The sequence below is a fragment of the Dictyobacter sp. Z7_2 genome, from assembly GCF_057551105.1.
This window is the reverse complement of the sequence record NZ_BAAJPE010000001.1, coordinates 3,223,817-3,248,426: the sequence shown is the minus strand read 5'-3', so window position 1 is coordinate 3,248,426 and position 24,610 is coordinate 3,223,817. Positions and strand designations below refer to the sequence as shown.

Sequence of the window (24,610 nt, the reverse complement as noted above, 5' to 3'; positions counted from 1 at the left end):
ACAACGTGTCCATCCACACAATAGCAGCAACGCGACGCTTAGAGAGACTGGCTACGACTCACACATTTCTCCCAGGTCTGAATATAATCCTCAGCTGAATTGAACAGCGGAACCAGATCGTCAGCCGTCAATCCAACATTTTTTAGATCCTGGATCAAATCCGGAAGCATGCCATAATGAGCGACTCCATCGAGATTAATATCGAAATCGCGCTGGCCTGCATAACTACGCTGCAAGGGAGTATTATTGCCCTGCATTGCCAGCCATTTATTCCAGATCGCCAGCACTTTGGGGTAGATATCATGGACCGTTTGAGGGTCTCGATTCGAGGTGCCTGGAGTTTGTCCCGTCTTCACTAAAAACGCCGCTCGCTGTTCCCAGGGAGCATCACCAGTCAACAGACCTGGACGCAACAACTGTGCATCACTGGTCGCGAAGAAGCCTTTCGCAAAATTCGCAACGCGCCCATTTATATCAGGAATATTGAAATTTGTCCAGGGATTGAGTCCGGCATAATAGAGCCCAACGGCCTGCCAGATATCGCGATCCATCGCGTCATAGACATTCCCCTCAAGCACGCCCTCAAAGCGGTAATGACGAGCATCCTTGATTGGTTCACTATAGCGCACACCATTCCCCTGCGCCGCAGTCTGAGCAGCCCGCAAGGGATTGCGTTCCGCATCGGCCCCTTCACCACCAACATTATAATCCAGATAGTAGCTCGAATTGAGTCCGAAGCGTGGAGAGCTAAATTTTGCCAGGCCATTGGTATCCGTCCCAATGCCAACCCCACGGCCTCCCATCTTTTCCACTGCGTACAGATATGCCTGAGCCCAGGCAGTGGCGGAGCCAGCGGAGTCCGCACTTATCTTTCCCGCCAGAGAAGGTATCACATCTCCGACAGGGCGCAGATCCTTCTGATTAGCGATGGGAGCCACCATCCCACCCAGATTTCTAATCCGTTCCACCTGTTCCGCCGTTTTCGTCTGCTCGCCAGCACATTTATGGATACTCTGTGTTTCTTCCTCCCAATGCCAGGCCAACTCTTGAAACCACGAATGTCCAGAGATCACAGGATAATCATACTGCTCTGCCAGAGTCAGGGTTGCTTCGACGGTCTTGTGAGACATATGATCGACCTCGATCATCATGCCCAATTGCATCATCCTCTGGATAAAGAAGCTGCCCAGATTTGTCAAACTGGCTGCATTCATATGTCCTTTATTCAGCGATAGATACTCAGCGTCGGGAGGATTATATCCCATTGTCACACGTAGAATATCGACGGCTGGCCCTGGATCTACATCAAGACGGTATTGAAACCCCAAAGGACTGCCATCTTCTACCTGAAAATAGTCGCCATGCAAGTAGTAATTATCCACGTTGAACAGATCATTATAGATTGCCGTTCCTCCCAGGACGTTATTCGCCAGATGGACCGGGAAGAGATGCCGAATCCCCAGATCATTGTACAGATGATTAAGATAGGTAAGGACATCAGTCGTCGTGACCGTACTTGGATTTTTCCAGCCTCCAATCGAATCGACTTCCACGCCCAGAATAACAGCCAGCTTGTTCTGATGGATTAAAGCTCGTGCATCGGCAGGAGAATAGGCAATCCCCATCCAATCTGAATGGTTTGAGACCAGAGTTTTCATAGCGGCGATCTGCGTCTCGACCGCCGTCCTATCATCATATGGAGCCTTCCCATTATACTGACTGGCAAGCAGTTCATTATTGACGGCATGAGCCACCAGCAACCGCAGACCACCATCAAAGGCGCGACGAATCCAATCGATATACATCTGCTGATGGACCATCGTAGTGAATCTCGGCCAGCCATCGAATTCAGGATAGCCTCCCACGAGATGTCCAATTCCCGAGCCATAACCTGTCTGCTCAAAGAGAGCCATCAGGACATTGCCATTGCTCCCACCGATACCAGTACCGCCAGCCCCATGAGATGGAGTACACCAGGGCAGAGCGGTATCTATCGGCCCATCAGGCTGCCCCCAGAATATGACGCCCCCAAAGGCCAGGTGAGCCATGGGATGAGAATGCACATCAGCAAATCCCCACACAGGCGCGGCGGCATCCACCTGGATCGTTTCAGCCAGAAGAGTTTGAGGAACGGCCGCTGAAAAGTGAAAGTCGTCAACATTAATGTGGCCAGACGTCGCGTTATCGATAATATGGATACGAGCCTTCTCGCCAGCCAGCGCCTGCGTATTAAAAGAAACTCTGCGTAGCCTCTCATTGCCATGCCCGGTAGTCTCAAAGACCTTATAAAATTTCCCTTGAGCGGCTAACTGGACAACGGGATAAGTTCCCGCCAGCTTTTTCGCGTTGGCTGTCGTTGATTTAATGAGCAATGAAACGCTATGAGAAGCGCTATCGTCAGTCCCACCAATCAGATAATGCAGCCAGGGAGACGCGCTATCGAGCACAAATTCATCTGACGTCAGAGTACCAGTCAAATGATTCTCGGTACTGACCCAAAAATCCCCTTGATGGCCCACCGGATGAGGACCATCCCAATAATCCCCACCGATCGAGACCAGGCCCGGCCTCACCTGACTGGTGTTAAATTTATGGCCACTAATTGGCTGCTGGAGAAATGCCTCACCTTTGGCGGTCCAGAAAGATAAATCGCCAGACTCAAAATCCAGCTTGAGTGGACGAAGCACTGCGGCCTGTGGACTAAATAGTTGCTGCCACGGTGTCACCAGTAAGCCAAGCAGACTGACAGTCGAAGCTGCCATAAAGCGACGGCGTGAAAGCCACAGCTGCCAGATCATACGGGCGGGAGGCAAGCCCTGTGGGAGAGATGTTCTTGTGCCAGGAACATCTGCCCTTCTCCCAGATGCTTTTTCAAGGAGATGAATGGAGTTGCTTTGTTTTTCTATACATGCTTTACAAATACTTTCACCGTGAGGAAGTGCTTCATTACATTTCCTGCATTTAGATACGTCCATGTTCACCTGCTTTCGAAGTATTTGACAAGTAGAATATGTATATTTTAAGGTATCGCTAGAAGCAATACAAGATGTTGACTCATTGACAAGGATTTATCCTCTCACTCTCGCTCTGCGAGAGAAAGGAACGCATTATGGAACGTAGTGAAACCTCCAGTGCAGCAGTCTCGACTACCGTATCCAACACCGCACCAACACGACCAGTCTCGCTGCTCGCTCAGATAAACCTCAACGCCTTCTGGATTGCCAATAATTTCCATTGGCAGGCGTTACTGGCAATTGTTCTCCCCAGCATGGTCGTAAAATTTCTTGGGGACGCCGATAAAGACATCAACCTGGCACTCGTTGTTATCTGGGGCACACTTGTCGCAATCATCATCAATCCATTGGTGGGTGCACTATCCGACTACGCCACCTTTCGCATGGGCCGACGCCGTCCCTTTATGATCATCGGCACCATTTTCAACGTGATCCCCCTGATCTGTTTTGCCTTTGCACCATCCTGGTTCTCTTCGACCGAATTACTCATCACCTTTGCCATTCTCTTCCTTTTTCTGCAACTGACCAACAATTTTGCCAACGCCCCCTGGAGCGCCATCATTGCTGATAACGTACCTCCACACCAGCGAGGCATCACATCCGGCTTCAACGGTCTCTTCACCCTCCTGGGAACAGCATTAGGAGCAATTGTCGCAGGACTCATCGTCAACAAAAACGATTCCCTCCCGATTTATCGCAACGAGATCGTGCAAATTTTTCTGATTGTTGCTGTCGTACAGATCGTATTCGTGCTTTATACGGTAATCACAGTCAAAGAAACACCTTTACAAACCCACGCGACGTTTGAGCTTGGGCCAATTATAAAACGATTTCTCTTCAAGCCATCCGATTATCCCGACCTCTCCTGGGTCCTACTTGCACGCTTGCTGCTCATGCTAGGAATCTGGATGGTCTTTTACTTTTTACAGTACTACTTTGATGATGTATTAGGTGGCCCTGGAGTCAAGACAATTATTTTTGGCTCAGCCTTCACTGGAGAACAATTTAATGGGGCGCTTTTCCAACCCATCCTGCTACTGGCGGCACTCCCCACTGCTCTGCTTGCAGGCTGGATTTCAGACCGTTATGGAAGAAAGCGGCCGGTCTACCTCTCAGGTACCGTGATGTCAATCGTCTGCCTTATCTTTATCATCGCCCCCAGCCAGGGTTCTATCCTGCTGGGAGCAGTCTGCTTTGGGGTCAGCTATGGAGCTTACTCTAGCGTGGATTGGGCTTTGACATGTGATGTCTTGCCACCCACCGATGAGGCTGGTAAATTCCTGGGTATCTGGACCGCTATGGGCATTATTCCACAAGTGATCGGGATCACCCTTGGAGCAGTCATCCTCCAGGCGTTACGTGGCCTGCCCAACCATCTCGGATACAGTGTCCTGTTCATAACCACGCTTCTCTTCTTCACTGTGGGAACAGTGATTATCAAGGGAGTCAAAGGAGTCAAATAAGCAACAAATAGCAAGCCAGCAGAGAATGGCAGATATCCCTTCCTCTTCCTCATCAACCATCCATCCTGCCATATCTCTGCTGGCTGCATACCAGTACTAACTAATCATCGAGCCCGATACCTATCAGGAATAGAGCTCAATGCCATTAATAAATGGATTGTCTGCTCCTGCTTGCGTAAAAGCGATCACAATCTGTCCACTGCTATTCGCAGTCACCGTAAACGACTTTGTCAGAGCCTTCTTGTAACCCGCCTGCGCATAGACATCAAAGTTGCTCAAAACTGAGCTCCCATTGACAGCCACATTAAAGACACGAGCGCCAGAGCTCTGGAATGTCAATTCGGCCCAATCAAGCTGCAATGTATAAGACTTCCCGGCCGTTAAGCCTGGCAGAGTATAGGTAAACGCGCTATTCCAACGACACGTCTGCCAGACTGCCTGCGGTGCGGGATTCGTCACACCACTGGTATTAATCGAGGTAGAGGTATCGCTGAACTGATTCCCTTGATTGAAATCTGTATCGGCGACAAAGTTACCAGTTGCACCACCGCCAGCATTGATCGCCGTCACCAAAGTGCGTGGTGTTGGGGTTGGCGTAGCTGTTGGAGTCGGCGTCGGTGTGGTTGTGCCGCCGGTAGGATTCCAGACTTCGATACCATTGATAAATGGATTGTCTGCCCCTGCCTGCGTGAAGGCAATCACGATCTGTCCGCTGCCGTTCGCAGTCACCGTAAACGACTTCGCCAGAGCCTTCTTGTAACCCACCTGCGCATAGACATCAAAGTTGCTCAAGACCGAACTTCCATTGACTGCCACATTAAAGACACGAGCGCCGACACTCTGGAAACTCAGTTCGGCCCAATCGAGCCGCAGGGTATAAGACTTGCCTGCCGTTAAACCTGGAATGGTATAGGTAAACGCGCTATTCCAACGACATGTCTGCCAAACTGATTGTGGAGCAGGACTACCGACCAGGCTGGTATCAATCGAGGTAGAAGTATCACTGAACTGATTCCCTTGATTGAAATCTGTATCGGCGACATAACTACCGGAGGCACTTCCACCAGCATTAATGGCAGTAACTAACGTTCCGCCTGGCGCTGGCGATGGCGTTGGCACAGGAGTCGGAGATGGCGTCGGCGTCGGCGTTGTGCCAGGAGGTGGCGTCGGCGTCGGTGTTGGCGTCCCAACCGGGAAACCACAGGTTTGATTTGCTGTACTCCAACCGGTATTGCCTGTTCCCGATGTTATCTGCCAGGATTGTGATCCTTCACAACTCTCGATACTACCTACAGACAGATTACTGGCAGTCACATTGCTGGCCGATCCAGTGATACTATTCACTTTATTAGAGAACGCGAACTCCGCTCCATTGATGTTGACATTATTAAAAGCGATCGTGCCTATTGGATTACCACCGTCAAACGAGATCGCAGCGAAGTTACTATTATCAATCTCATCGTTCGAGACCGTAAAGGGAGCACTGATCGAACCATTATCGGCCCAGAACATCAGTGCGCCAAACTGCGTAATCCCTTGATCACCCCAGCCAGCGATCCAATTGATCGTATTATTCGTGATCGTGGTGGTACCACTAAAATTAGCCTCCGGGCTCCCAAAATCCTCATAATCCATCATGATGCCGCCACCACGATACTGAGAGCCACTCACGATGTTGTTAGTAACGCTGTCGCTCCCACCACCATAGACGGCAATTCCATTCGCCAGATATACTGACTGCACGGTATCATGATCAAACGTGTCGTTATTATCACCAGTGGACGCGCCATTCAAGTCCGACCACAGCGCAAGGCCATCGTCGCCAGTGCCGCGAATAACGCTCTGCGTGACGGTTGAGTTGGTGACGCCACGATGGAAGTTGATACCATCAGCAAGCGTGCTATCGATGCGGCTGCCAGTGATCGTCAGGCCACTGAAGGGACCATCGAACCACATACCAACCTTGGTATGCTCGACCCACATATTAGAGATGGTCGAGTTGTTCAGAGAACCACCGATACCATTGTCCTGTATACAGTCGATACGATTTGTGATCTGGCCTTCGATAGCGAAATTCGAGATCGTCACATTAGAGCTGGAGCTACCATCATAGACATCATTTCCATAGACGCCTACGCCATTGCCGGTGCTACTGGTGGGTGCTCCCCCAAGGACCGAATACCAGGGGCCTGCGCCTGTCAGCGTAACATTGTTGACCAGAATATGGCTTGTGACCAGATAGTTGCCTTGTGGAATGTAGACACCTTTACCAGCGGCCTCACCAGCGTTGACGGCTGCCTGGATGGCTGAAGTGGCATCTACGGCGCCTGTCGGATCAGCATTATATGGAGAGGAAGTAACCGAAATGTAGCCAGCAGGCTGACCAATTGGAGTGGCTACTTGCTGAAAGTCTGCTACATCGATGGCATACGATGAAGCGGTATTTTCAGAATCAACTTGCAATTTGACCGTGCTTCCCTGAGCCATCTGAGGCAAGAGAGTATGAATCTCATCAAATTGATGATGAGCAGTGCCGCCAGGGCTATTTGACCAGTCATTGCCGTTACAATCCCCGAAATTCGGTGATCCATACAGCCAACTATACTTGGAGGTAAGTTGCAGATCATTGGCTTGCTTTACGCCATTGATGTAGATACTCAATGAAGCGTTGATACCACCGCCGCTGGCAGAATCAGGGATACTATAACGCAGGTTGATTGAATTCGCTGCGCTTGGGAGCGTAAATTGAACGTATTTTCCCTGTGTCAACTGAACGATTGTGCGATCTACGGCATCCGAGGCCAGATCACCCAATTGCATGTCAGGACCAATGATTGTACCGTTCGTGGTAGCACTATGAGCTTCTAGCTCCGTATAAGGAAGGGTGGCACCATTGTTACTTGTCACGCTACTTGGACCCACCTTGGCCGCATTGACTATGCGTGGGAAAGTAAATAGAATTCCAACAGTACCTGTTACCAGGAGAAGTGCAACAATTGCTCCAAGGAGTTTATTGCGCTTTTTGCTCTTTGCATCCTGCATCGTGCAATTCCCTTTCAAGGCTTCTAATTTACACCATACCGCCAGCCTGAGAGACAGCATAGTTTATCTATATCGCTGGAATAATCAATCATGAGATAATCTGAATAACGGTATCGATTTTATCTGGAACCCGGATTGTTACCTCCTTTCTTCATCCAGAACGTCAGCACTCAAAGTAACGCAACCTGATAAAAGCTCTCCTTCAGCGAGAAATCTGCATAAAAAAGACATGATGTGTCTACGTCATGTTGTAAGTACGTCATAAAAACCAGGCAACATAACGAACTTCAATAAAACAACTTCAACTTTGAGTAACTTTCCTATGCAGGCGTTAACAATGCCAGAAAGTAATTAGTAGGAAAGACTGAAATGACATCTCATGTGGAAAGAGGGCTGAAATGATACATGCCTGCACGCAATGCCAAGCACGGAGGAAACAAAGAATGCCACAAATACAGAGAGAGTGCTGATCTGGAAGAAATAAGCATCATAGCTGAAAAACCTCCTCAAAGATATTTCGTCGAACATTGACGATAAACGCACGAAGCCAGAAACAGCTTTTATATGGGTGCGACAATATCTCATCTAGCCGCATCCATGCCAGTGAACATTCCTGCTTCCCTCTTGTGCTCCAGAGCCGCGAAACGATCATCCTTTATATTCGTTGCCCGGTAGACATGCTGTAAGAGGAAATTAGGGTAACGTTTACCTTTTTCTTGCTTAAAAGGAAAGGTAGCATAGAAAACGGAGATTGTCAAGATCCTTGTTCTTGGGGAGAATCAATTTCATACTGACCTATTGCTGCGTAAACAGCGATCTCTGCTACTATATATCAGTATCAGGAAGGATGAAGAGATCAAAAAACGAGCAAAAGAGGTGTCTATTTATCCCAGATTTTAGATAAACGATCCTCCGATTTATTAGGGAATCGTTTACCTAAAACCTAAAGTAACGCAACAAATCATAAGCACAAAACAGGTAAGTTAGCGAATTTTGATGCCACAAGCCTCTACGTATTAGACGCGTGTGAAGGTGATCGGCAAATGATGAACACCCCCACTCAAAGGTTTCACAATCCCTACCTTATTTTCGTCAGATGGATGGCAGGTGATGGTTGACATACGCTGAAAGAGCATTTGAAAAGCTATACGCGTCTCCAGGCGTGCCAGCGGTGCTCCCATACAATGATGAATCCCTGCGCCAAAAGTCAGATGACGATTAGGGCTGCGCCTGATATCAAATATCTCAGGATTAGTAAATTGTGCCTCGTCCCAATTAGCCGACAGAATCCATGGAGTTATCCATTGACCCGCTTTGACCTCTTGTCCATCGATAGTCGTGTCGATGGCCGCAATACGGGGAAATTGTGTGACAGGAGGCAGATAACGCAGCACCTCCTCCAGAGCGCCCGGTAACAGGCTCAGATCGGCCCGCACCTCTGCCAGAGCATCGGGATAGCGATCAAAGCATAACAGCGTGTTGCCAATCAAATTTCTGGTGGTCTCATTGCCCGCAATCAGCAACAAAAAGCAGAAATTTACCACCTCTTCCTGTGACAAATGATTTCCATCGATTTGTGCCTTAAGCAAGGCGCTGATTAGATCATCTTGTGGCTCTCTTCGTCGTTGCTCCGTCAAAGCGATGAAAAAGGCCGCCATATCATACTTTGCCTGCTCGGCGCCGGGATGCAGCACTGAAATAAACAGATCGGACCACTGACGCATCTGAGATAAATGCTCCTGTGGAATACCCAGAAGTTCCATAATCATCATCAATGGCAACGGGACAGCAAAATCCTCGATCATGTCCATTTCACCCCGATCAATCACCTGATCGATCAGAGATTGAACATGCGTTACCAGGCGCGGCTCTAAACGTTCAACCGAGCGCGGAGTGAAGGCTTGAGAAAGCAAAGTACGCATTCTACGATGCTCAGGTGGATCAAGATCAATCATACTCTTCGTACCAGGTTTTGTTTCACGTGGATCGAGATGCCCACCCCTTTGAGAGGTAAAGGTCTTATAATCGGAAAGGGCTCGCTGAACTTCAGTATAACCAAAAACCTGCCAGGACTGCCGCTCGGCATCATAATAAGCTTGCTTGTTTGGTGTGGGAAGTAGACCGGGCAGAAAATAACCAGTCTCTGCATTTCCTTGCAACATGTACTCTTGCTCCTTAGCGCGAGAAAAGATACGTATGAACATCTTTTCTTGAGTATAAAACATACAAGCAGAATTGAGAAGGATTAATTTCTACCCATGACAAGATTTAATCTTTACTACTTACCTGGATACATTCTCATCCTACCAGTTGCAACCACGTCTGAGGGCCAGCAATCCCATCAACGCCCAGTCCGTGAGCGCTCTGGAAGTCGCGCACAGCCTGTTCAGTTAACGGACCAAAGTTGCTGTCGACGCTCACACTCTCACCGTTGGCATTCAGTTGTCGCTGCAATGCCTCAACCGCCGGCCCCGTACTTCCATTACGTGTTTCAACGATCAGAGCTGGCCACGTCTGAGGTCCCACCATGCCATCCACGCCTAACCCATGAGCGCTTTGAAAATCTTCGACCGCAGATTTCGTGAGTGGTCCAAAATCCCCATCGACCGAGAGAGAATAGCCACGCGCATTAAGCATCAACTGAATGCTGGCCACATTCTCACCACTGCTCCCCTGGCCAACATTTGGCCACACCGCACTGGGAGAACCAGTACCACCAGAAAGTGAGAGATGGAGAATTGTTAGATCGCTATATCCCTCCGTGTAGCCCACATGATAACGAGCATTATTGTGTGCATCCACCAGGGGGCTACTACCAGTTTGTACAATGAGAGAAGTATGTCCTTCTCCCTCATGATAGATCACCACATCGGCCAGGGCGGCATTGGCAGGATGGTTCCCCACATCAGTACCTATATTGTTGTCTACCAGATATTGATACAGGCCATTAATGCCAGTATTATACCCGCCAGACGTTGTCCATCCGACCCAGAGCAGATCATATGTCCTGCCATTCTTAGCCACGTAATTTCCATAAGCTGATTGCGAAGAGCTTGTCGTCAATCCTGGTATCAGCCCTTCTGTCGAGAGGGCACGCGCGACGAATTCAGCACACTGAAAATTAGGTTGTGCCGAACCAGCTGATACTGTCGAAGTGCATGTAATATTCGCGCAATTCCAATAATTATCCGCATACGTCACAGCAGTATTACTGGCAGCATGAACCTGATTGAATGGAAAAAAAAGTACCAGGCCACCCAGGACAGCGGATAATACAATTACGCTTAGTGCTTTTAGCCAGATGGCACGTAGTAGCCATACTGGATGCCAGACATCGTCAGTCATAGACGACTGTAAGGTTTGCTTTTTCATCATGAAGTGCATCAGAACTTTCCTTGCTAATACAACCTATCATTCACAGTAATCTCTCCGCCACATCCTCCGCTGGGGAACAAGCCCTTTCATCTGTCTGCAATCCTTTCTACTTATCTTTTCTGCGAGGTCCGAAATCAATCATAGAGGAGAAATGTAGGATGGGGAATAACATTTAAGTATCATTTGGGAGACATTCCGTAGATGCCCATGGAATAGAGGTAGTTTCAGGCAGCTAGCGAAGACTTGACAGGACTTTATTTAATCCTTATAATAAGTGTAACATTAATTAAGCAATGTCCTCATGACAAGTGTCCAGATAAGTAAAATAATTGTAGAATGAGCTAGCTCAGTAAGGATACCGCAGTATTGGCGCTGCTCTTCCTTACCATCTAATCAGATCTCTGCCTCATACAAACATCGGGATAAATTCCCACTCGCCATCAGCCGCCCTCGCACTCGTCTCGTCATGAACGGATTGACTCAGCTTTAATGTTGCTACTCTTGGTAGCCATTCGTGTATGATCGACAAAATTATCAAGGAGGATTATATGTCTCGATTTATCCCGAAAATTGGCTTCGCTTGCCTGACTATTTTTTTAATGCTCGCCATGCTTTCTCCCACCATTACTGCACAAGCGCATGGGATAGACCAGAATGAAAAAAATGTCAATGTCTGGCTGACGACAGCTGATCAGAACAACCTGTTAAAACAGCAACCCTCCCTCGCGCTGTCAGGGAGTAGCACGCCACATGCAGCGACAATTACGGTCAACAGTGGACAAAAATATCAAAGTATCACCGGCTTTGGAGCTTCACTGACATCATCTGCGGCCGTACTACTCACGCAACCCAACGTGGCACGCACTCAGGTCATGAATGAACTCTTCAATCCTCGCAATGGTATCGGCTTAAGCTTCTTGCGCCAACCGATGGGCTCATCCGACCTTGCGCCTCCACAAGATGCCAGCAAGGGATGGGTCGGCGAATATACGTATGATGATATGCCTGCTGGTCAGACTGATCCTACACTGGCCCACTTCTCTATCGCCCAGGACGACAAATACCAGATCACCTCACTCTTGAGAGAAGCACTCCGCATCAATCCCAACCTCAAAATTATGGCGACCCCCTGGTCACCACCAGCCTGGATGAAACTGCCCGGTAATAGCTGGGGACATTGCACAGCCTGTGATAATGGCAATGCTGGCTACTACGATGGGAGCAATAGCTGGGATAACACTGCCAACGACTCCGTTTCGATCACCTTTCAGGGAACACAGATTAAATTCTATGGAGTTGTTGGAACCAGCCACGGTATCGGAGCCTTCTCGCTTGACGGCGGCACAGAATCCATGATCGACTTCTATGCTCCTACCAGCGCAGGTCATACGCTTCTCTACACCAGTCCAGTATTACCTGCTGGTCAGCACACCCTCAAAGTGCGTGTGACAGGCCAACAAAACAGTCTGGCAGACTGGAACGGCATCAATCCCGACAGCGTAGATATCATCTCAGCCAGCGGAGTTACCACCGTTGACGATAGTGTCCAGGGGGCGGGACTCAATCAATTCCTTTATGCCGGCGCCGCCACAGCCAGCATCAACCAGGGATATCTAAATCCTAAATATTACCAGGCTTATGCCCAATACTTTGTCAAGTTCATCAAAGCATACGAGCGCGAAGGCATTCCGATCTACGCGATCACGCCTCAAAACGAGCCCCAGAACGGCAATAACATGCCCACCATGCTCTTGCCCGCCACCAGCGAGACAGCCGCGGGACTAAACTCTAACGGGCTCGCTATCGGCAACGAGGCAGATTTCATTACCAGTATGGCCAAAGCCTTTCAACAGGGGCACGTCCACACAAAAATTTTAGCCTTCGATCATAACTGGGATACCCCACAATATCCGAGCGCCATTTTGAGCGGTGCGGCCGGCAAGTATGTAGACGGCATTGCTTTCCACTGCTATGGTGGTGATGCCAGTGCACAGGACGCATTTTACGGTGTCAAAGACATCTATGAGACCGAATGCTCAGGAGGTACCTGGGAAAACAACAATCAACCGACCTTTGCAGCCACCCTCAAAGACGTCATGGAGCTTGGCATCGATTCCATTGCCCACGGCTCCAAAACAGTCGTGCGCTGGGGGCTGGTACTTGATCCTGATGGGAATCCCCATCTCAACACCTCTGGATCATGTAGTACCTGCCGTGGTGTGATCTCCATTGCAGCCAATGGATCCGTGACCAAAAATTCTGATTATGCTGGTCTTGGACAATTCAGTAAATTTGTAATCCCTGGTGCAACACGTGTTGGTTCAACGAGCACAAGTAGCAATCTTGAAAATGTGGCCTTTACCAATCGTGATGGCAGCCAGGTCTTAATCGTCTATAACAGCAATGATTCCAGCAGCGGTACAGCAACAACCTTCCAGGTGCAGACAAACAGCAAAAACTTTACTTATACATTACCTGCTGGGGCAGCCGTTACATTCACATGGCCGAGCGGACGACACTAGTATTAGTAGAACAATTATAATCGAGAGCAAAGCGTATTAATGGAATATGCTTTGCTCTCTTCTCCTCCTTTTTCCTGGCCAGGAGCTAAAAAAATTGCATCTGTCAATTTGTCACGTTTTCTCCATAGACATTTATCTCTTCTTCTGTTTAAATTAAAAGAAGGAGGTTCTCATGACTGAATCCCATCCAGATCAACTACCAATCAGACGCATTGAGCAACATGCCCAGACTATTTATAACCAGTCTTTTAAGGACCCCTGGGCACCACCATTAATGTTACCGCCTCAAACTCAAACATTTGTCGGACATGAAGAAGACCTGAAATGGCTGATGCAGCAACTTACGACGCCGTCAGCAGATGACAATACGATCATTGCCATCTGTGGACCAAGTGGTATAGGCAAAACGACGCTTGTCGCTGAAGCAGTCAGACGCCTGAGCGATCAGGGAGCGTTTAAGTCGCGCTTTCCTGATGGTACCTTCTATTATTCTTTCAATACACACCCGGCGCCCTCTATGGCTTACGAGGAGCTGGCACATATCTTTGATATTTTTGATCAAGAGAAAGATGATGATCCACTACGTGCGGCTACCCATAGTCTCAGTCGTCGGCGCGCACTCCTGATCTTTGACGGACTTGAAGCGTTTGCAGAAGCATTGATCCCGACGCTCTGCTCCCTCGGGCAAGGGAATATGATATTACTGATCTCTCGTCGGCCCAAAGACGCATCATACGCAACATTAAAGCGTAATATTTCGCCACTCACACAATCTGAAGGAGTCATGTTGCTCCAGAAGATCGCTGAGACACAAGTCACAGATCAAGAAGCTGCGGGACAACTGGTAGCACAAATGAAAAGCATTCCGCTGGCACTCCAGTTCATTGGAGTTCACCTCCTGGTTCACCAGGAAAACGTTACGGACTACCTGCAATGGTTTGAGCGAGCGAAAAGTGCCGCGCTCAAGAAAGGGAAGCAACAAGCCTCAAGTCTCATCATGCTTCTTCAGCGTACCTACGATACACTTGATCCATGTGAGCAACAGATGTTCGCGCTCCTTGGACTCCTCGCCCCGACACCTTTTCCCAAAGACCTCGTCCAGCAGATATTAGGAGTCTCTCCCGAGACCCTACAAAAAGCCCTGGATACACTGGTAAAGGTCAGCATCCTACGCAAATCTGGCGAAAACTATGAAATCAGTCATCCACTCTTGCATACATTCGCCAAAGAATATCTCGCCACCCAGATCCATGAGCTCCCAGCCAACCTCACCTTTCCTGCGCCCACATGGATCAAACACATTACTCGCGTTGGTTCCATCCGACGCTCATCCTCACAGATCTATAGTACATGGCAAAATCAGCTCCTCACACTTTTACAAGCCCATTTCGCCAAAAATGATCCTCTGGATACAGCAATTGAGACTCTCTGGTTACCACAGGTACTTCCCCTGGTGGCAAACGAATACGAGACATCCCCACAAAGTCTGATCCTGGCAAATCTATTTAATAGTGCCGCCTTCACTGCCAGAGCCCAGGGAAAATATGTCCTGGCCAAACTCCTCCTGCAAAATGCGCTCGCTATCCGCGAAGAACAAGCAGGTGAAGATCACTCTGACACGGCACAAAGCCTCAACGATCTCGCGGAATTCCGTAGCAAGCAAAAGGACTATATAGCCGCTGAAACGATGCTTAAACGTGCTCTTGCCATCCGCCAGCAACATGTAGATCTCATCTATCCTGACACAGCACTCACGCTTAATAATCTAGGACTCCTCTATCAAACACTGGAGCAATATGATGAGGCTGCACCCCTCTTTAAACGGGCTCTCGCCGTCAGTAAAAAGCTGGCAGGTCCTGTCCATTCTGACACAGCATACATCATCAACAACCTGGCGCAGCTTTACATAAAGCAAGGAAAACATGACGAAGCCGACCCCTTATTACAACTCGCCCTTGCCATCAGAGAACAGCAACTAGGGCGCACCCATCCCGATACGGCACAAAGCTTTTATCTGCTCGCCGCTTTCTATCAGACACAGGATAAAGATGCTGAAGCCGAGCGTTTCTACAAGCAGGCACTCGCTATCCGTGAGGAACGACTTGGTGGTGAGCACCCCAATACCATCCTCAGCCGCAACACACTTGCCACATTCTATAAAGTCAGGGAGAGATTTGCCGAAGCCGAGCCCTTATTCCTGCGTGCCCTCACCATCCGTGATGCGCAGTCAGGTTCTCCTCACCCTGATACGCTTCACACCATAATCAATTTAGGAACAGTCTATTATGAGCAGCAGAAATATACTCTGGCTGAACCCTTATTCCAACGGGCTCTTACCATCTGTAAATTGCATGTAGACCCTATTCACCCTGACATAGTCCGTGTCCTCAACCTCCTTGCCACTCTCTATCAGGATCAGGGGAAATATGATCTTGCCGAACCTCTATTTCAACGTGCACTCATATTCTGCAAGCAACAGGTAGGGGCCAAACATCCTGATATGGCACACAACCTCACCAATCTAGCAACGGTCTATAAGGACCAACGCAAGTATGCCGAAGCCGAGCCCTTATTCCTGCGTGCCCTCGCCATCCGCGAACAGAGCCTGGGACACGATCATCCTGATACAGTGCAAAGCATCAACAATCTGGCCGCGCTGTACCGTACACGGCAAAAATATGCTGAAGCCGAACCGTTATTTCAGCGTGCCCTCACTATCCGCGAGGAACAGTTAGGACCCACTCATCCCGATACAGCCATTAGCCTTAACAACCTGGCCGCACTCTATAAGACCCAGGGGAAATATATTCTTGCCAAACCCCTCTTCCAAAGAGCTCTGGCCATCCTGGAACCATATCTAGGACGATCACATCCCACCACGATTACCGTCAAAAGGAATCTCGCCTCCCTCTCGCACTTAATTAACGAGGAAAAAGCGTCTGCCAAGCAACAGTTACAAGGTAGAGAAGGAGCATAGTCAGAAAACCACTAAAAAAGCAGCTTTCCTTGCCCATGATCCCTTGGATTGACACGGGCAAGGAAAGCTGCGGAGAGGATCAACCTACCTATGGTTCAGGGTCCAATGGCGCTGGCCCGGGAAGATGTGATGTACACAGATCCAACATGGGTGTTGTATCCACAACATACGAGCTGGGTGGGTCGCGTATAATATTCACCGTGCTATACGGCATCGAATTTTCACAATTGATGATAGCTTGATCACCATACATGCGTGATGCAACCCCTGTCCCTATAAAGAGATCGATATGCCCATCTGCTCCACAAGCCTGGCAACTATCATCGCGGATAAAGTACTTTTTAAATTCCGAGATGTAGACCCTCTCACCTTGCGCATAATTATTCGCAAACGCTCCATCATATGCAGATGCAAACGTGACAGGATTGTCATAGGTGCCCAGTCCACCGGCATGAGTACGACCAGGTATGGCGGAGCCACCTATATTATCCTCATCGGCCGGATCATTATCTGGATACCCATAAAAAGTGATGTTTCCATTTGTCCCACCAACGGGAATGACGTTTCCTGGAGGCGTTCCTCCCGCGCAGGCTGGCGGATTGGTTGGTGCATTCACCAACGTTCCGGCAGTTCGAGGTACATCTGGCGTGCGCGTCGCGTTCGCCGCTGGATAAACCTGCGACCAGGTCGCTGTATTGTTGGCGATCGTAATATGAAACAGCTTCGATCCATTCGTCGCCCAACCGACCGTATCACTTATGAAATCGAGATTACTTAATGTCGAGGGATTGACGACCGCAGTCAAATCGTCGGCAGAGATCGTACCATCAGTCGCATTCGCCAGAGTGATCCAATTGGTGCCGTCAAATTCGTACAGGTGCCCATCGCCGTACGTCCCATTGGTCTGCTCCTGGCCAATAACAAAAACATGATTCTTATCAGGAGCTGACAAAGAATGTTGCGAGTATATGATCGGTACACCAAAGGTAGTGGTTGGACTCAGCTCGCTAATCACATAGTTTCCATTGGCTGTCAGAATTTTTACGCTATACAGATGTAAGGTAAAATGCGTTGGATCATCCCCATCGGGATCGCTCTGTACTTGAATAGGAAAGATTCCTGTGCCATCTGAATACATAATCGGCGGCATCGACGCCACCAATGAGTCATTGTTCTGCTTAGCCGTGCCACCTGGAATAGGAACAAAATTTGTTCGCACCCACATAGAAGGTGCACCCATCTGCTGGCTCATCCACACACGAGCCCCATTGGTTTGCATGCCAGTCGCCATACCAACGTAGGCTCCAATAGTGTTTACTGTGCATCCCTGCACCGTGTCAGGAACAGGCGCGGGGCAATGAGCCGCATTGCCAATATTACACGTTGGAGTGATTGTCAGGCCAGACAGTTGTCCTTTGATAAAAAGTTGATCCGCTGCCGCTCGCTGAGACTGTTGTGTACTGTGCGATATAGCAGACGACACGGCAGAGCTCAACCCACTTAACGTTACAAAAATTCCGCCAGGACCACCTAGACCTGGGATTACAAAGGGTACTTGCTGGTTCCAGGTCACGCCCCCATCAAGCGTATGATAGATATCACCAACGGTGCTGCCATCATTGTTTGGCGCAAGCATTACTTCCAACCAACCCTCGTGAGCATTAATAAAATACGGCACAGCCAGGCCCACAATATTTTCGACCTTGATTGGCTTGGATGACATCCACGTCACACCACCATCAATGGTCGAACGCACAATAACGCTGGTGCCAAGCGGCGGAACATTGCTTGTATTCACCGTTACCGTGCCATTGGCACTAACAGTAGGTGCTCCTACCGCAGTTGACGCAGCATCAATATCACTCTGTGATACAGTTGTTTCTCCTATAATCCAGGCACGATTAAAATCCAAAAAATAAGCCCCGATGATTCCTTGCATTTGATCCGTAGACTTCGCAGGTGTATTGGCAGTCTCAGCCGTCTCCCAATCCAGAGGTGTCAGATCAGTCCAAGTCTTACCACCATCGCTAGTGCGCATAATCGACTGAGGCGTCGTCGCCCAACCATTATCCTTACTAAACATTTTGAGCTGTGAAAAATCGTTTTTACCAAAGACCTTATTCAACGTATTACTAGAAGATGACTGTGGGAGGGGTGGCGTACCAGAGTCTGTACCAGCACCTATACAGAGCGACCCCATCAGCAACGGAGCGACCATGAACACCATGAGCAAGAGAAAAGGTCTTTTCAGCTGACGCTTCTCATGCAATTTTTTTTCCATTGCACAAATATCCTTATCGACTACTTACTTTCCTGGCTTTTTCACTCTCACCATCGTTCCATTGCCATCCAGCACACACATTTACAGGCAAACTAGTACCTGATGCTTCATAACCATGTCAGAGCTACACATTTCAGGAAATTTACTGTTAAGGATTTACCTTAAATACGCAAACATATTCCTATCTTTTAACAGCACATATTCAGCGACAGCATCAATCGCATCAGACTCGCAGGTGTTAGAAAAATGCATATATATATAATAGAAGAAAGATTTCAAATACCTAGAGGAAAATAGGGACAAATTCATGGCATTAAAACTCCTTGCGCAGTGATATAATAATGTTGGAAACGTTCAGCATGACTAAAAGGAGCTTCTTTTGTGACGTCCGAGATGTTTTTAAGCCGTATTCGTATTTATCCCATTAAAGGCTGCGCTGGAACTGATCTCCAGCAAGCATCCATCGATAACTATGGCTTGCATTACGATCGGCGTTGGATGCTGATCAACGAGCAAGGCAGTGATCTGCACCAATTTGACTATCCACGACTTGTTAGCATAATTGTCTCGTGCTATGAATCCATACTCCACATCCAGGCCCCCGGCATGTCACCTCTTGCCATATCAGTACAGCCACAGCAAGCCGCTCCACTTGTCGTGCGCTGGTTCGATGGGATCAGCGAAGCCCTGCCAGTAAGTAGCCAGGCAGACAAATGGTTTCAAGACTTCCTCCACATTTCATGCCGACTTGTTTTTCTCCCCAGGGGCGTACAACGTGCGATAGAATCAGCTGATTCTACCGATCAAATATCCACAGCCTTCACAAGCCATCAATATCATCTTCTCGGCGATGGCTCGTTAGCCGACCTGAATCAGCGTCTGGAAACGCCTGTCTCCATCGAACGTTTTCGTCCCAACTTGATCATTGGCGGAGTCCCGGCCTTTGCTGAAGACAACTGGCGTACACTTCAGATCAATCAACAAACGTTCCAGATTGTCGGACCATGTGAGCGCTGTGCCATCACGACTGTCGATCCACTCAGAGAGGTGATGACTGGCAAGGAGCCTCTCAAGACACTGGCACGTTATCGCACCTTTAAGCGTAAGGTGCTTTTTGGGCAATACCTTCTCTCCAGAGAAGCAGGCACGCTCCATGTAGGCGATGCGGTACGTGTCTTAGGATATCAATCAACGTAATCAGCGGCAGCTGAAGAGGAGCCTTTTGGCATTAATATTAAAGGCATTGTCAAACCAGGCGATGGAAATAGCTCTAAGATTTCCTCTATTGATCAGGGAGAAACGCAAACCTGGATCATATCGCCGCCGCCGGAGGCAATATATTTCCCATCAGGTGACCAGGAAAGCGTTCGGATTGGAGCATTATGAGAAAACGTCAATAACTTGCGATTCGTCATCGTGTCCCACACCTCAACCATCTTATCTTCACAGCCATAAGCAAAGCGCCTTCCATCGGGAGACCAGACTACCACATCAAGGGGAGCAGGATAAAGATAACTCAATACCTCACGATTTGAAGAGGTATCCCACATCTGCACCTGCCCATCGGCTCTTCCGCAGCCAACGCGTGAGCTACTATATATATTTGACGCGGAAGAAACATTCGAGGCTGAAGTATATACATTCGGTGACCAGGCCACACTCATTACCTTCGTCGCTCCCTGACCCTCACCATACACAGCCACCTTTTTTGCTGCGAAAGCTTCCCAAATCTGAACCGAGCCATCATCGCCGCCTGAAGCGATCTGATAGGCGCGTCCAGGCAATGATGCCGGGCCACTCGGTGACCACGCCAATGAATTTACACTACCAGTATGATCACGATAAATCGAAACAACCTGCCCTGACGTTGCATCCCACACATGAACCGTACCATCAGCGGCAGCGGTGGCAAGCAATGATTGAGAAGGAGACCAGGCCATCGCATTGACCATCTTGCCAGCATGACCACGATATGTGCTTATCAGGCGATTGGTAGCGAAATCCCAGACCCACACCTGAGCATCACTACCAGCAGTTGCAATACGCGAGCCATCGGGTGACCACGCTACCACGCGCACAGCCTCGGAAGCATCTTGATAAGATTTATACTCGCTACCTGTCATAGCATTCCAGATATGCACCGTCTTATCATTGCCCGAAGAGATAATCCGCGAACTATCAGACGACCAGGAAAGGGAACGCACTTCATGCTGATGCCCCCAGTAGCGACTGATGATTGTTCCTGGCGGCCCCACCTGGACCAAAGAAGGTACAGGAGTAACAGGATAGACAGTCGGAGTTATGCTACCCTCAAAAGGATCACTCGATGGAAGTGCAGGTACAGTGCTAACCTGCTCGGGCCTGGAAGTTCCCACCTGGCTGGCCTGCTCAAGCGCCTGAGCAAAGGCACGAACATTGGCAAAGCGCTTCGTGGCATCCTTTTCCAGGGCAATCATCACCACACGCTCCACATCAGGAGTCACCCCCTGCATTTTTCCGCGCAACGAGAGAGGAGATGCCGCCAGATGTTGTGCTACGATCTCTGCAAGCGAGCCACCATAAGGACGCTTACCAGCTAACCATTCATAGGCGATGATGCCCAATGAGTATTGATCGCTTGCGGGACGAGGATAACCCTGTATCTGTTCAGGTGCCATATACGGCAACGTACCAGCCACATCCTGTACACGCTGAGATTGCAACGTCTGAGCCATCAGAGCGATACCGAAATCGCTGAGGAGCACCTCATCACGCCGCCCCAGCAACATATTCTCTGGCTTCACATCCCGATGGACCAACTTCTCATCATGAGCATACTGCAAAGCCTCAGCGATCTGCTTCACATAAGAGACCACTGTCGGAAGCGGAACAATCGTACCACCGGGATGGCGCTGACGAAGTGTTCCATTCGAAGCATAATCCATTACCAGGAACGGAGTCGTATCCTCAACGCCAAACTCCAGCACGCGCACAATATTTGGATGAACAAGATGCGCAATATTACGAGCCTCGGTACGAAACCAATCCAGCGAATAGTTTTCCGACTGCGCTTTAAGCACCTTGATAGCAGCCTGTGTACCCAGATAAATATGCTCTCCCAGGTAGACCTGAGCAAACGCTCCCTCCCCCAGGAGGCGGAGAAGTTTATAATTACCAAACTGCTTTTTTAAATAATCGTCCATACGGCAACCTCATCGAGTAGATGCACGTGATTCATCTTTTTACATCTCGTAGGGATAGCATAGCATACCAGGAATAAATCATCCACCCCTCACAAAAGTTGTGCGTCGTACGCTTGCCATACGCTATCCTGGACGAGATCGCCTGTTATGGAGGAAACAGAGGAAAAGTAGGAGTCAGGTAGGAGGTAAGTAGGGATGGTCGACATCATCGGCAAAGCATGGAGATCGTCCATCCCTACCATAAAGAGTTGTATCACTGTCCAGAAACACGCTTTTTATAAGCATTCCAAGCTCGCTCATCAATATTAGCCTTTGCTTTGAGCGCACATAAATCCTCTGAGCTCAAAAATTCCTCTGCGAGATAGCAATATCGCCCTAACTGTTCCTCTTTCACTGTACGTGTCATTGGCAGGACGCGCCATCCGCGGCTCCGAAGCTCTCGCACATCTGTGAGAGCCTGCAAGAAAAGTACCTCGACCGACTTGAATGTATTTATCATCTCTTTTTCCCTGCTATCCCTCAACAATGAGGGTCTAAAAGCTAGCAATATTCAATCCCGATGCAAGCATAGCACATTTATGATACGGAGAAAGAGTAGAACAATGGTGCAGAGCAATTTAGAGCAGGAGAAGAGACTTATTAATACTGAAGACCTTAAGCAATGATTGGATGAAAGACTTCAAAAATCGGTCAATCTACACAAATTTTTCTGTTTTTTCACGCCCTTTTTGTATGATCATTTTCCTTCGCGATGCCACTACATCGCATCAATAGAGAAATTTTGTGCAGAGTATACGAATTTTTCAGGAAATTTGTTTGTGCGAAATTTCCATGTTTTAGCTGCTGAAAATACTAATCCAATATCACACAAACCTCCTGACTAGCGTAGACGCCAGGACCCTCTGGAGGAGTTAAACGACGACATTGTCTCTCCTGCTCGCATAGCCATGCTAGTTATAACTCCTGAACTGCAAAGGCATCCTACCTTTTTTGCTCCGATGAAAGTAGCTCCGAAGCTGTCACCCCCTGCCAGTCGTTATCATCTATCTGTTCGTGCACTGAAAGGTTTTCCTGCACCACATGGGCAATCGCCGAGGCATGCGAAAGAAGAGTGCGCATAGCACTGAGCACATCGAGATGGAGGGCGCTCGACTCGACGCTCGAGGATATTCCCGACTGCACACGGCGCATATGTTGTATCTGTAGCAGACGTTGCTTCTGGCTAAGCATAGTCTTCTGAGTAAAAAAGTTTGCTGCTGCTTGAGCATCTTGTGCGGCCAACGAGGCAAAAGCAAGCTGCACCACAGCCATCAAATCGCGATGATAATCCACAATCTCCAGCCAATCCTGTTCAAAAAACACGATCTGCTTCCGGCGTTTGCGTCGAGCCAGACGCATCCACTGCTTATCCAGTAGATCGCCCATGGCTTCCAGATCGGCAATAATATACAGCAGCGCCACCTGACGCTGCTTTTGTGAGACTGTCATCTGCGCTTCATCGAGTTGAACAAGATAATATTTTAATGCTTCATTGAGCTCATCGAGATGATCATCTAAAGCCTTGATTTCTGTAGGGATATCAGAGCTTTTCTCCTCAAAGGCATGAATACTCTGCGCCAGCATCTCAGTAAACAGATCCGTCATATGTCCCACCTCGCGCATAGCCAGTCCGAGAGCCACGGCTGGCAGGACACAAAGATCGGTGCTCAGTACATGAGAGATGCTCGAAGCCATCGTATCCGGTTCGCTTAACAGTTTCTCGACCAGACTCGCCAGCGGTCGGGCCAGAGGAATGAATAACAGGGCCAGCACAAGATTAAAGCCAAGATGTGATAACGCCACTACCGTGGCTGGAGGTAGAGGAAGACGAGAAAGCATCATCGTTACAGGAGCAAGCACGAGCAAGCCAATACACGCGACCACAAGATTCGTGCCAGTATGCACCAAAGCAAGCCGTCGGCCTGCAATCGAGCCTCGCGAAAGGGCCGTCAGCATCGCAGTTACAGTCGAGCCAATATTAGAGCCCAGCATGAGAGCAACCGCCGCTACCAAAGGCAACGAACCATTCGAAGCTAAGACAATCACCAGACCAATACCAGCAATGCTCGAAGAGAAAGCCATCGTCAGCACCATCCCAATCAGAACCAGCACGAGCGGAGACGCCACCAGAGCATCAAAGATTAACAAGATAAGATGATTTCCCGCCAGAGGACGACTTCCGGCCTCAAGAGCAGCCAATCCAAAGATCACCAGACTAAAGCCAAAACAAGCCTGACCGATCCCACTTCTCTGACCATGACGTGTTATCATAGCCACAAGAGCGCCCACCCCCATCACGAAGCAAGCAAGATCAGTGATAGGAAAAAGTAGAAACTGCACCATAATAGCCGATCCCACATCTGTTCCTACCAGCGTGATAATCGCAATCGTGAGCGGAAGCACTCCTACACTAACAAGGCTCACAAGCAGAGAAGAGATTGCTCCACTACTTTGCGTCACCATCGTCATCCCCATGCCAACCCCAAAGGCCACCAGGGGATATCTGGAAAGAAATTGAATAGAGCGACGAAGTCTGAGTCCTGCATTATTTTGTAAGGCATCGGTGATAAGTCGCACACCATACAGCAGTGAAAGCACACCACCAAAGATTAACCCCAGGAGGGCTGTTGGATTAGTTGTCTGTAACATGAATATCCTTACATCATCAAAATAAAAGAGCCAACAAAATAAAAATACCAGGAGCCATGGATAAAT

At 48.8% G+C, this 24,610-nt stretch carries 12 protein-coding genes; 4 read left to right on the top strand and 8 right to left on the bottom strand.

Annotation, left to right across the window (positions count from 1 at the left end; genetic code table 11):
• Positions 1-38: 38 nt before the first annotated feature.
• On the bottom strand, positions 39-2,798 hold the full coding sequence (locus AC27N8_RS12845; protein ID WP_487067576.1) for a membrane dipeptidase: 2,760 nt from the start codon (positions 2,796-2,798) through the stop codon (positions 39-41).
• 311 nt (positions 2,799-3,109) lie between these two features.
• Here AC27N8_RS12845 and AC27N8_RS12840 point away from each other — a divergent pair, with 311 nt between their 5' ends.
• Positions 3,110-4,477, top strand: coding sequence for an MFS transporter (locus AC27N8_RS12840; protein ID WP_487067574.1), 1,368 nt, complete (start codon positions 3,110-3,112; stop codon positions 4,475-4,477).
• A 123-nt stretch (positions 4,478-4,600) separates the two neighbouring features.
• Here AC27N8_RS12840 and AC27N8_RS12835 read toward each other — a convergent pair whose 3' ends face one another.
• The 3 genes from AC27N8_RS12835 to AC27N8_RS12825 form a co-directional block, all read right to left on the bottom strand.
• Positions 4,601-7,519, bottom strand: a complete 2,919-nt coding sequence (locus AC27N8_RS12835; RefSeq protein ID WP_487067572.1) for a malectin domain-containing carbohydrate-binding protein — start codon at positions 7,517-7,519, stop codon at positions 4,601-4,603.
• A 1,016-nt stretch (positions 7,520-8,535) separates the two neighbouring features.
• On the bottom strand, positions 8,536-9,681 hold the full coding sequence (locus AC27N8_RS12830) for a cytochrome P450 (RefSeq protein ID WP_487067570.1): 1,146 nt from the start codon (positions 9,679-9,681) through the stop codon (positions 8,536-8,538).
• 136 nt (positions 9,682-9,817) lie between these two features.
• On the bottom strand, positions 9,818-10,903 hold the full coding sequence (locus tag AC27N8_RS12825; protein WP_487067568.1) for a peptidoglycan-binding protein: 1,086 nt from the start codon (positions 10,901-10,903) through the stop codon (positions 9,818-9,820).
• A gap of 539 nt (positions 10,904-11,442) precedes the next feature.
• On the opposite strand from AC27N8_RS12825, the gene AC27N8_RS12820 reads away from it, so the two are divergent.
• On the top strand, positions 11,443-13,416 hold the full coding sequence (locus tag AC27N8_RS12820) for a glycoside hydrolase family 30 protein (RefSeq protein ID WP_487067566.1): 1,974 nt from the start codon (positions 11,443-11,445) through the stop codon (positions 13,414-13,416).
• Positions 13,417-13,588: 172 nt separating this feature from the next.
• Complete coding sequence (locus AC27N8_RS12815) at positions 13,589-16,393, top strand: tetratricopeptide repeat protein (RefSeq protein WP_487067564.1); 2,805 nt, start codon at positions 13,589-13,591, stop codon at positions 16,391-16,393.
• A gap of 88 nt (positions 16,394-16,481) precedes the next feature.
• Here AC27N8_RS12815 and AC27N8_RS12810 read toward each other — a convergent pair whose 3' ends face one another.
• Entirely contained in the window at positions 16,482-18,674 is a 2,193-nt protein-coding gene (locus AC27N8_RS12810; RefSeq protein WP_487067562.1) for a beta propeller repeat protein, read from the bottom strand.
• A 381-nt stretch (positions 18,675-19,055) separates the two neighbouring features.
• On the opposite strand from AC27N8_RS12810, the gene AC27N8_RS12805 reads away from it, so the two are divergent.
• Positions 19,056-19,871, top strand: coding sequence for an MOSC domain-containing protein (locus AC27N8_RS12805; RefSeq protein WP_487067560.1), 816 nt, complete (start codon positions 19,056-19,058; stop codon positions 19,869-19,871).
• 92 nt (positions 19,872-19,963) lie between these two features.
• Here AC27N8_RS12805 and AC27N8_RS12800 read toward each other — a convergent pair whose 3' ends face one another.
• The 3 genes from AC27N8_RS12800 to AC27N8_RS12790 form a co-directional block, all read right to left on the bottom strand.
• Positions 19,964-21,856, bottom strand: a complete 1,893-nt coding sequence (locus AC27N8_RS12800) for a protein kinase domain-containing protein (RefSeq protein ID WP_487067558.1) — start codon at positions 21,854-21,856, stop codon at positions 19,964-19,966.
• 253 nt (positions 21,857-22,109) lie between these two features.
• Positions 22,110-22,355, bottom strand: a complete 246-nt coding sequence (locus AC27N8_RS12795) for a hypothetical protein (RefSeq protein ID WP_487067556.1) — start codon at positions 22,353-22,355, stop codon at positions 22,110-22,112.
• A 482-nt stretch (positions 22,356-22,837) separates the two neighbouring features.
• Complete coding sequence (locus AC27N8_RS12790; protein ID WP_487067554.1) at positions 22,838-24,544, bottom strand: Na/Pi cotransporter family protein; 1,707 nt, start codon at positions 24,542-24,544, stop codon at positions 22,838-22,840.
• Positions 24,545-24,610: the final 66 nt, after the last annotated feature.

Excerpts from the sequence above, each read along its gene's own strand:
- AC27N8_RS12845 (WP_487067576.1), bottom strand. The coding sequence starts at position 2,798 with ATGATCTGGCAGCTGTGGCTTTCACGCCGTCGCTTTATGGCAGCTTCG.
- AC27N8_RS12840 (WP_487067574.1), top strand. The coding sequence starts at position 3,110 with ATGGAACGTAGTGAAACCTCCAGTGCAGCAGTCTCGACTACCGTATCC.
- AC27N8_RS12835 (WP_487067572.1), bottom strand. The coding sequence starts at position 7,519 with ATGCAGGATGCAAAGAGCAAAAAGCGCAATAAACTCCTTGGAGCAATT.
- AC27N8_RS12830 (WP_487067570.1), bottom strand. The coding sequence starts at position 9,681 with ATGTTGCAAGGAAATGCAGAGACTGGTTATTTTCTGCCCGGTCTACTT.
- AC27N8_RS12825 (WP_487067568.1), bottom strand. The coding sequence starts at position 10,903 with ATGCACTTCATGATGAAAAAGCAAACCTTACAGTCGTCTATGACTGAC.
- AC27N8_RS12820 (WP_487067566.1), top strand. The coding sequence starts at position 11,443 with ATGTCTCGATTTATCCCGAAAATTGGCTTCGCTTGCCTGACTATTTTT.
- AC27N8_RS12815 (WP_487067564.1), top strand. The coding sequence starts at position 13,589 with ATGACTGAATCCCATCCAGATCAACTACCAATCAGACGCATTGAGCAA.
- AC27N8_RS12810 (WP_487067562.1), bottom strand. The coding sequence starts at position 18,674 with ATGGAAAAAAAATTGCATGAGAAGCGTCAGCTGAAAAGACCTTTTCTC.
- AC27N8_RS12800 (WP_487067558.1), bottom strand. The coding sequence starts at position 21,856 with ATGGACGATTATTTAAAAAAGCAGTTTGGTAATTATAAACTTCTCCGC.
- AC27N8_RS12795 (WP_487067556.1), bottom strand. The coding sequence starts at position 22,355 with ATGATAAATACATTCAAGTCGGTCGAGGTACTTTTCTTGCAGGCTCTC.
- AC27N8_RS12790 (WP_487067554.1), bottom strand. The coding sequence starts at position 24,544 with ATGTTACAGACAACTAATCCAACAGCCCTCCTGGGGTTAATCTTTGGT.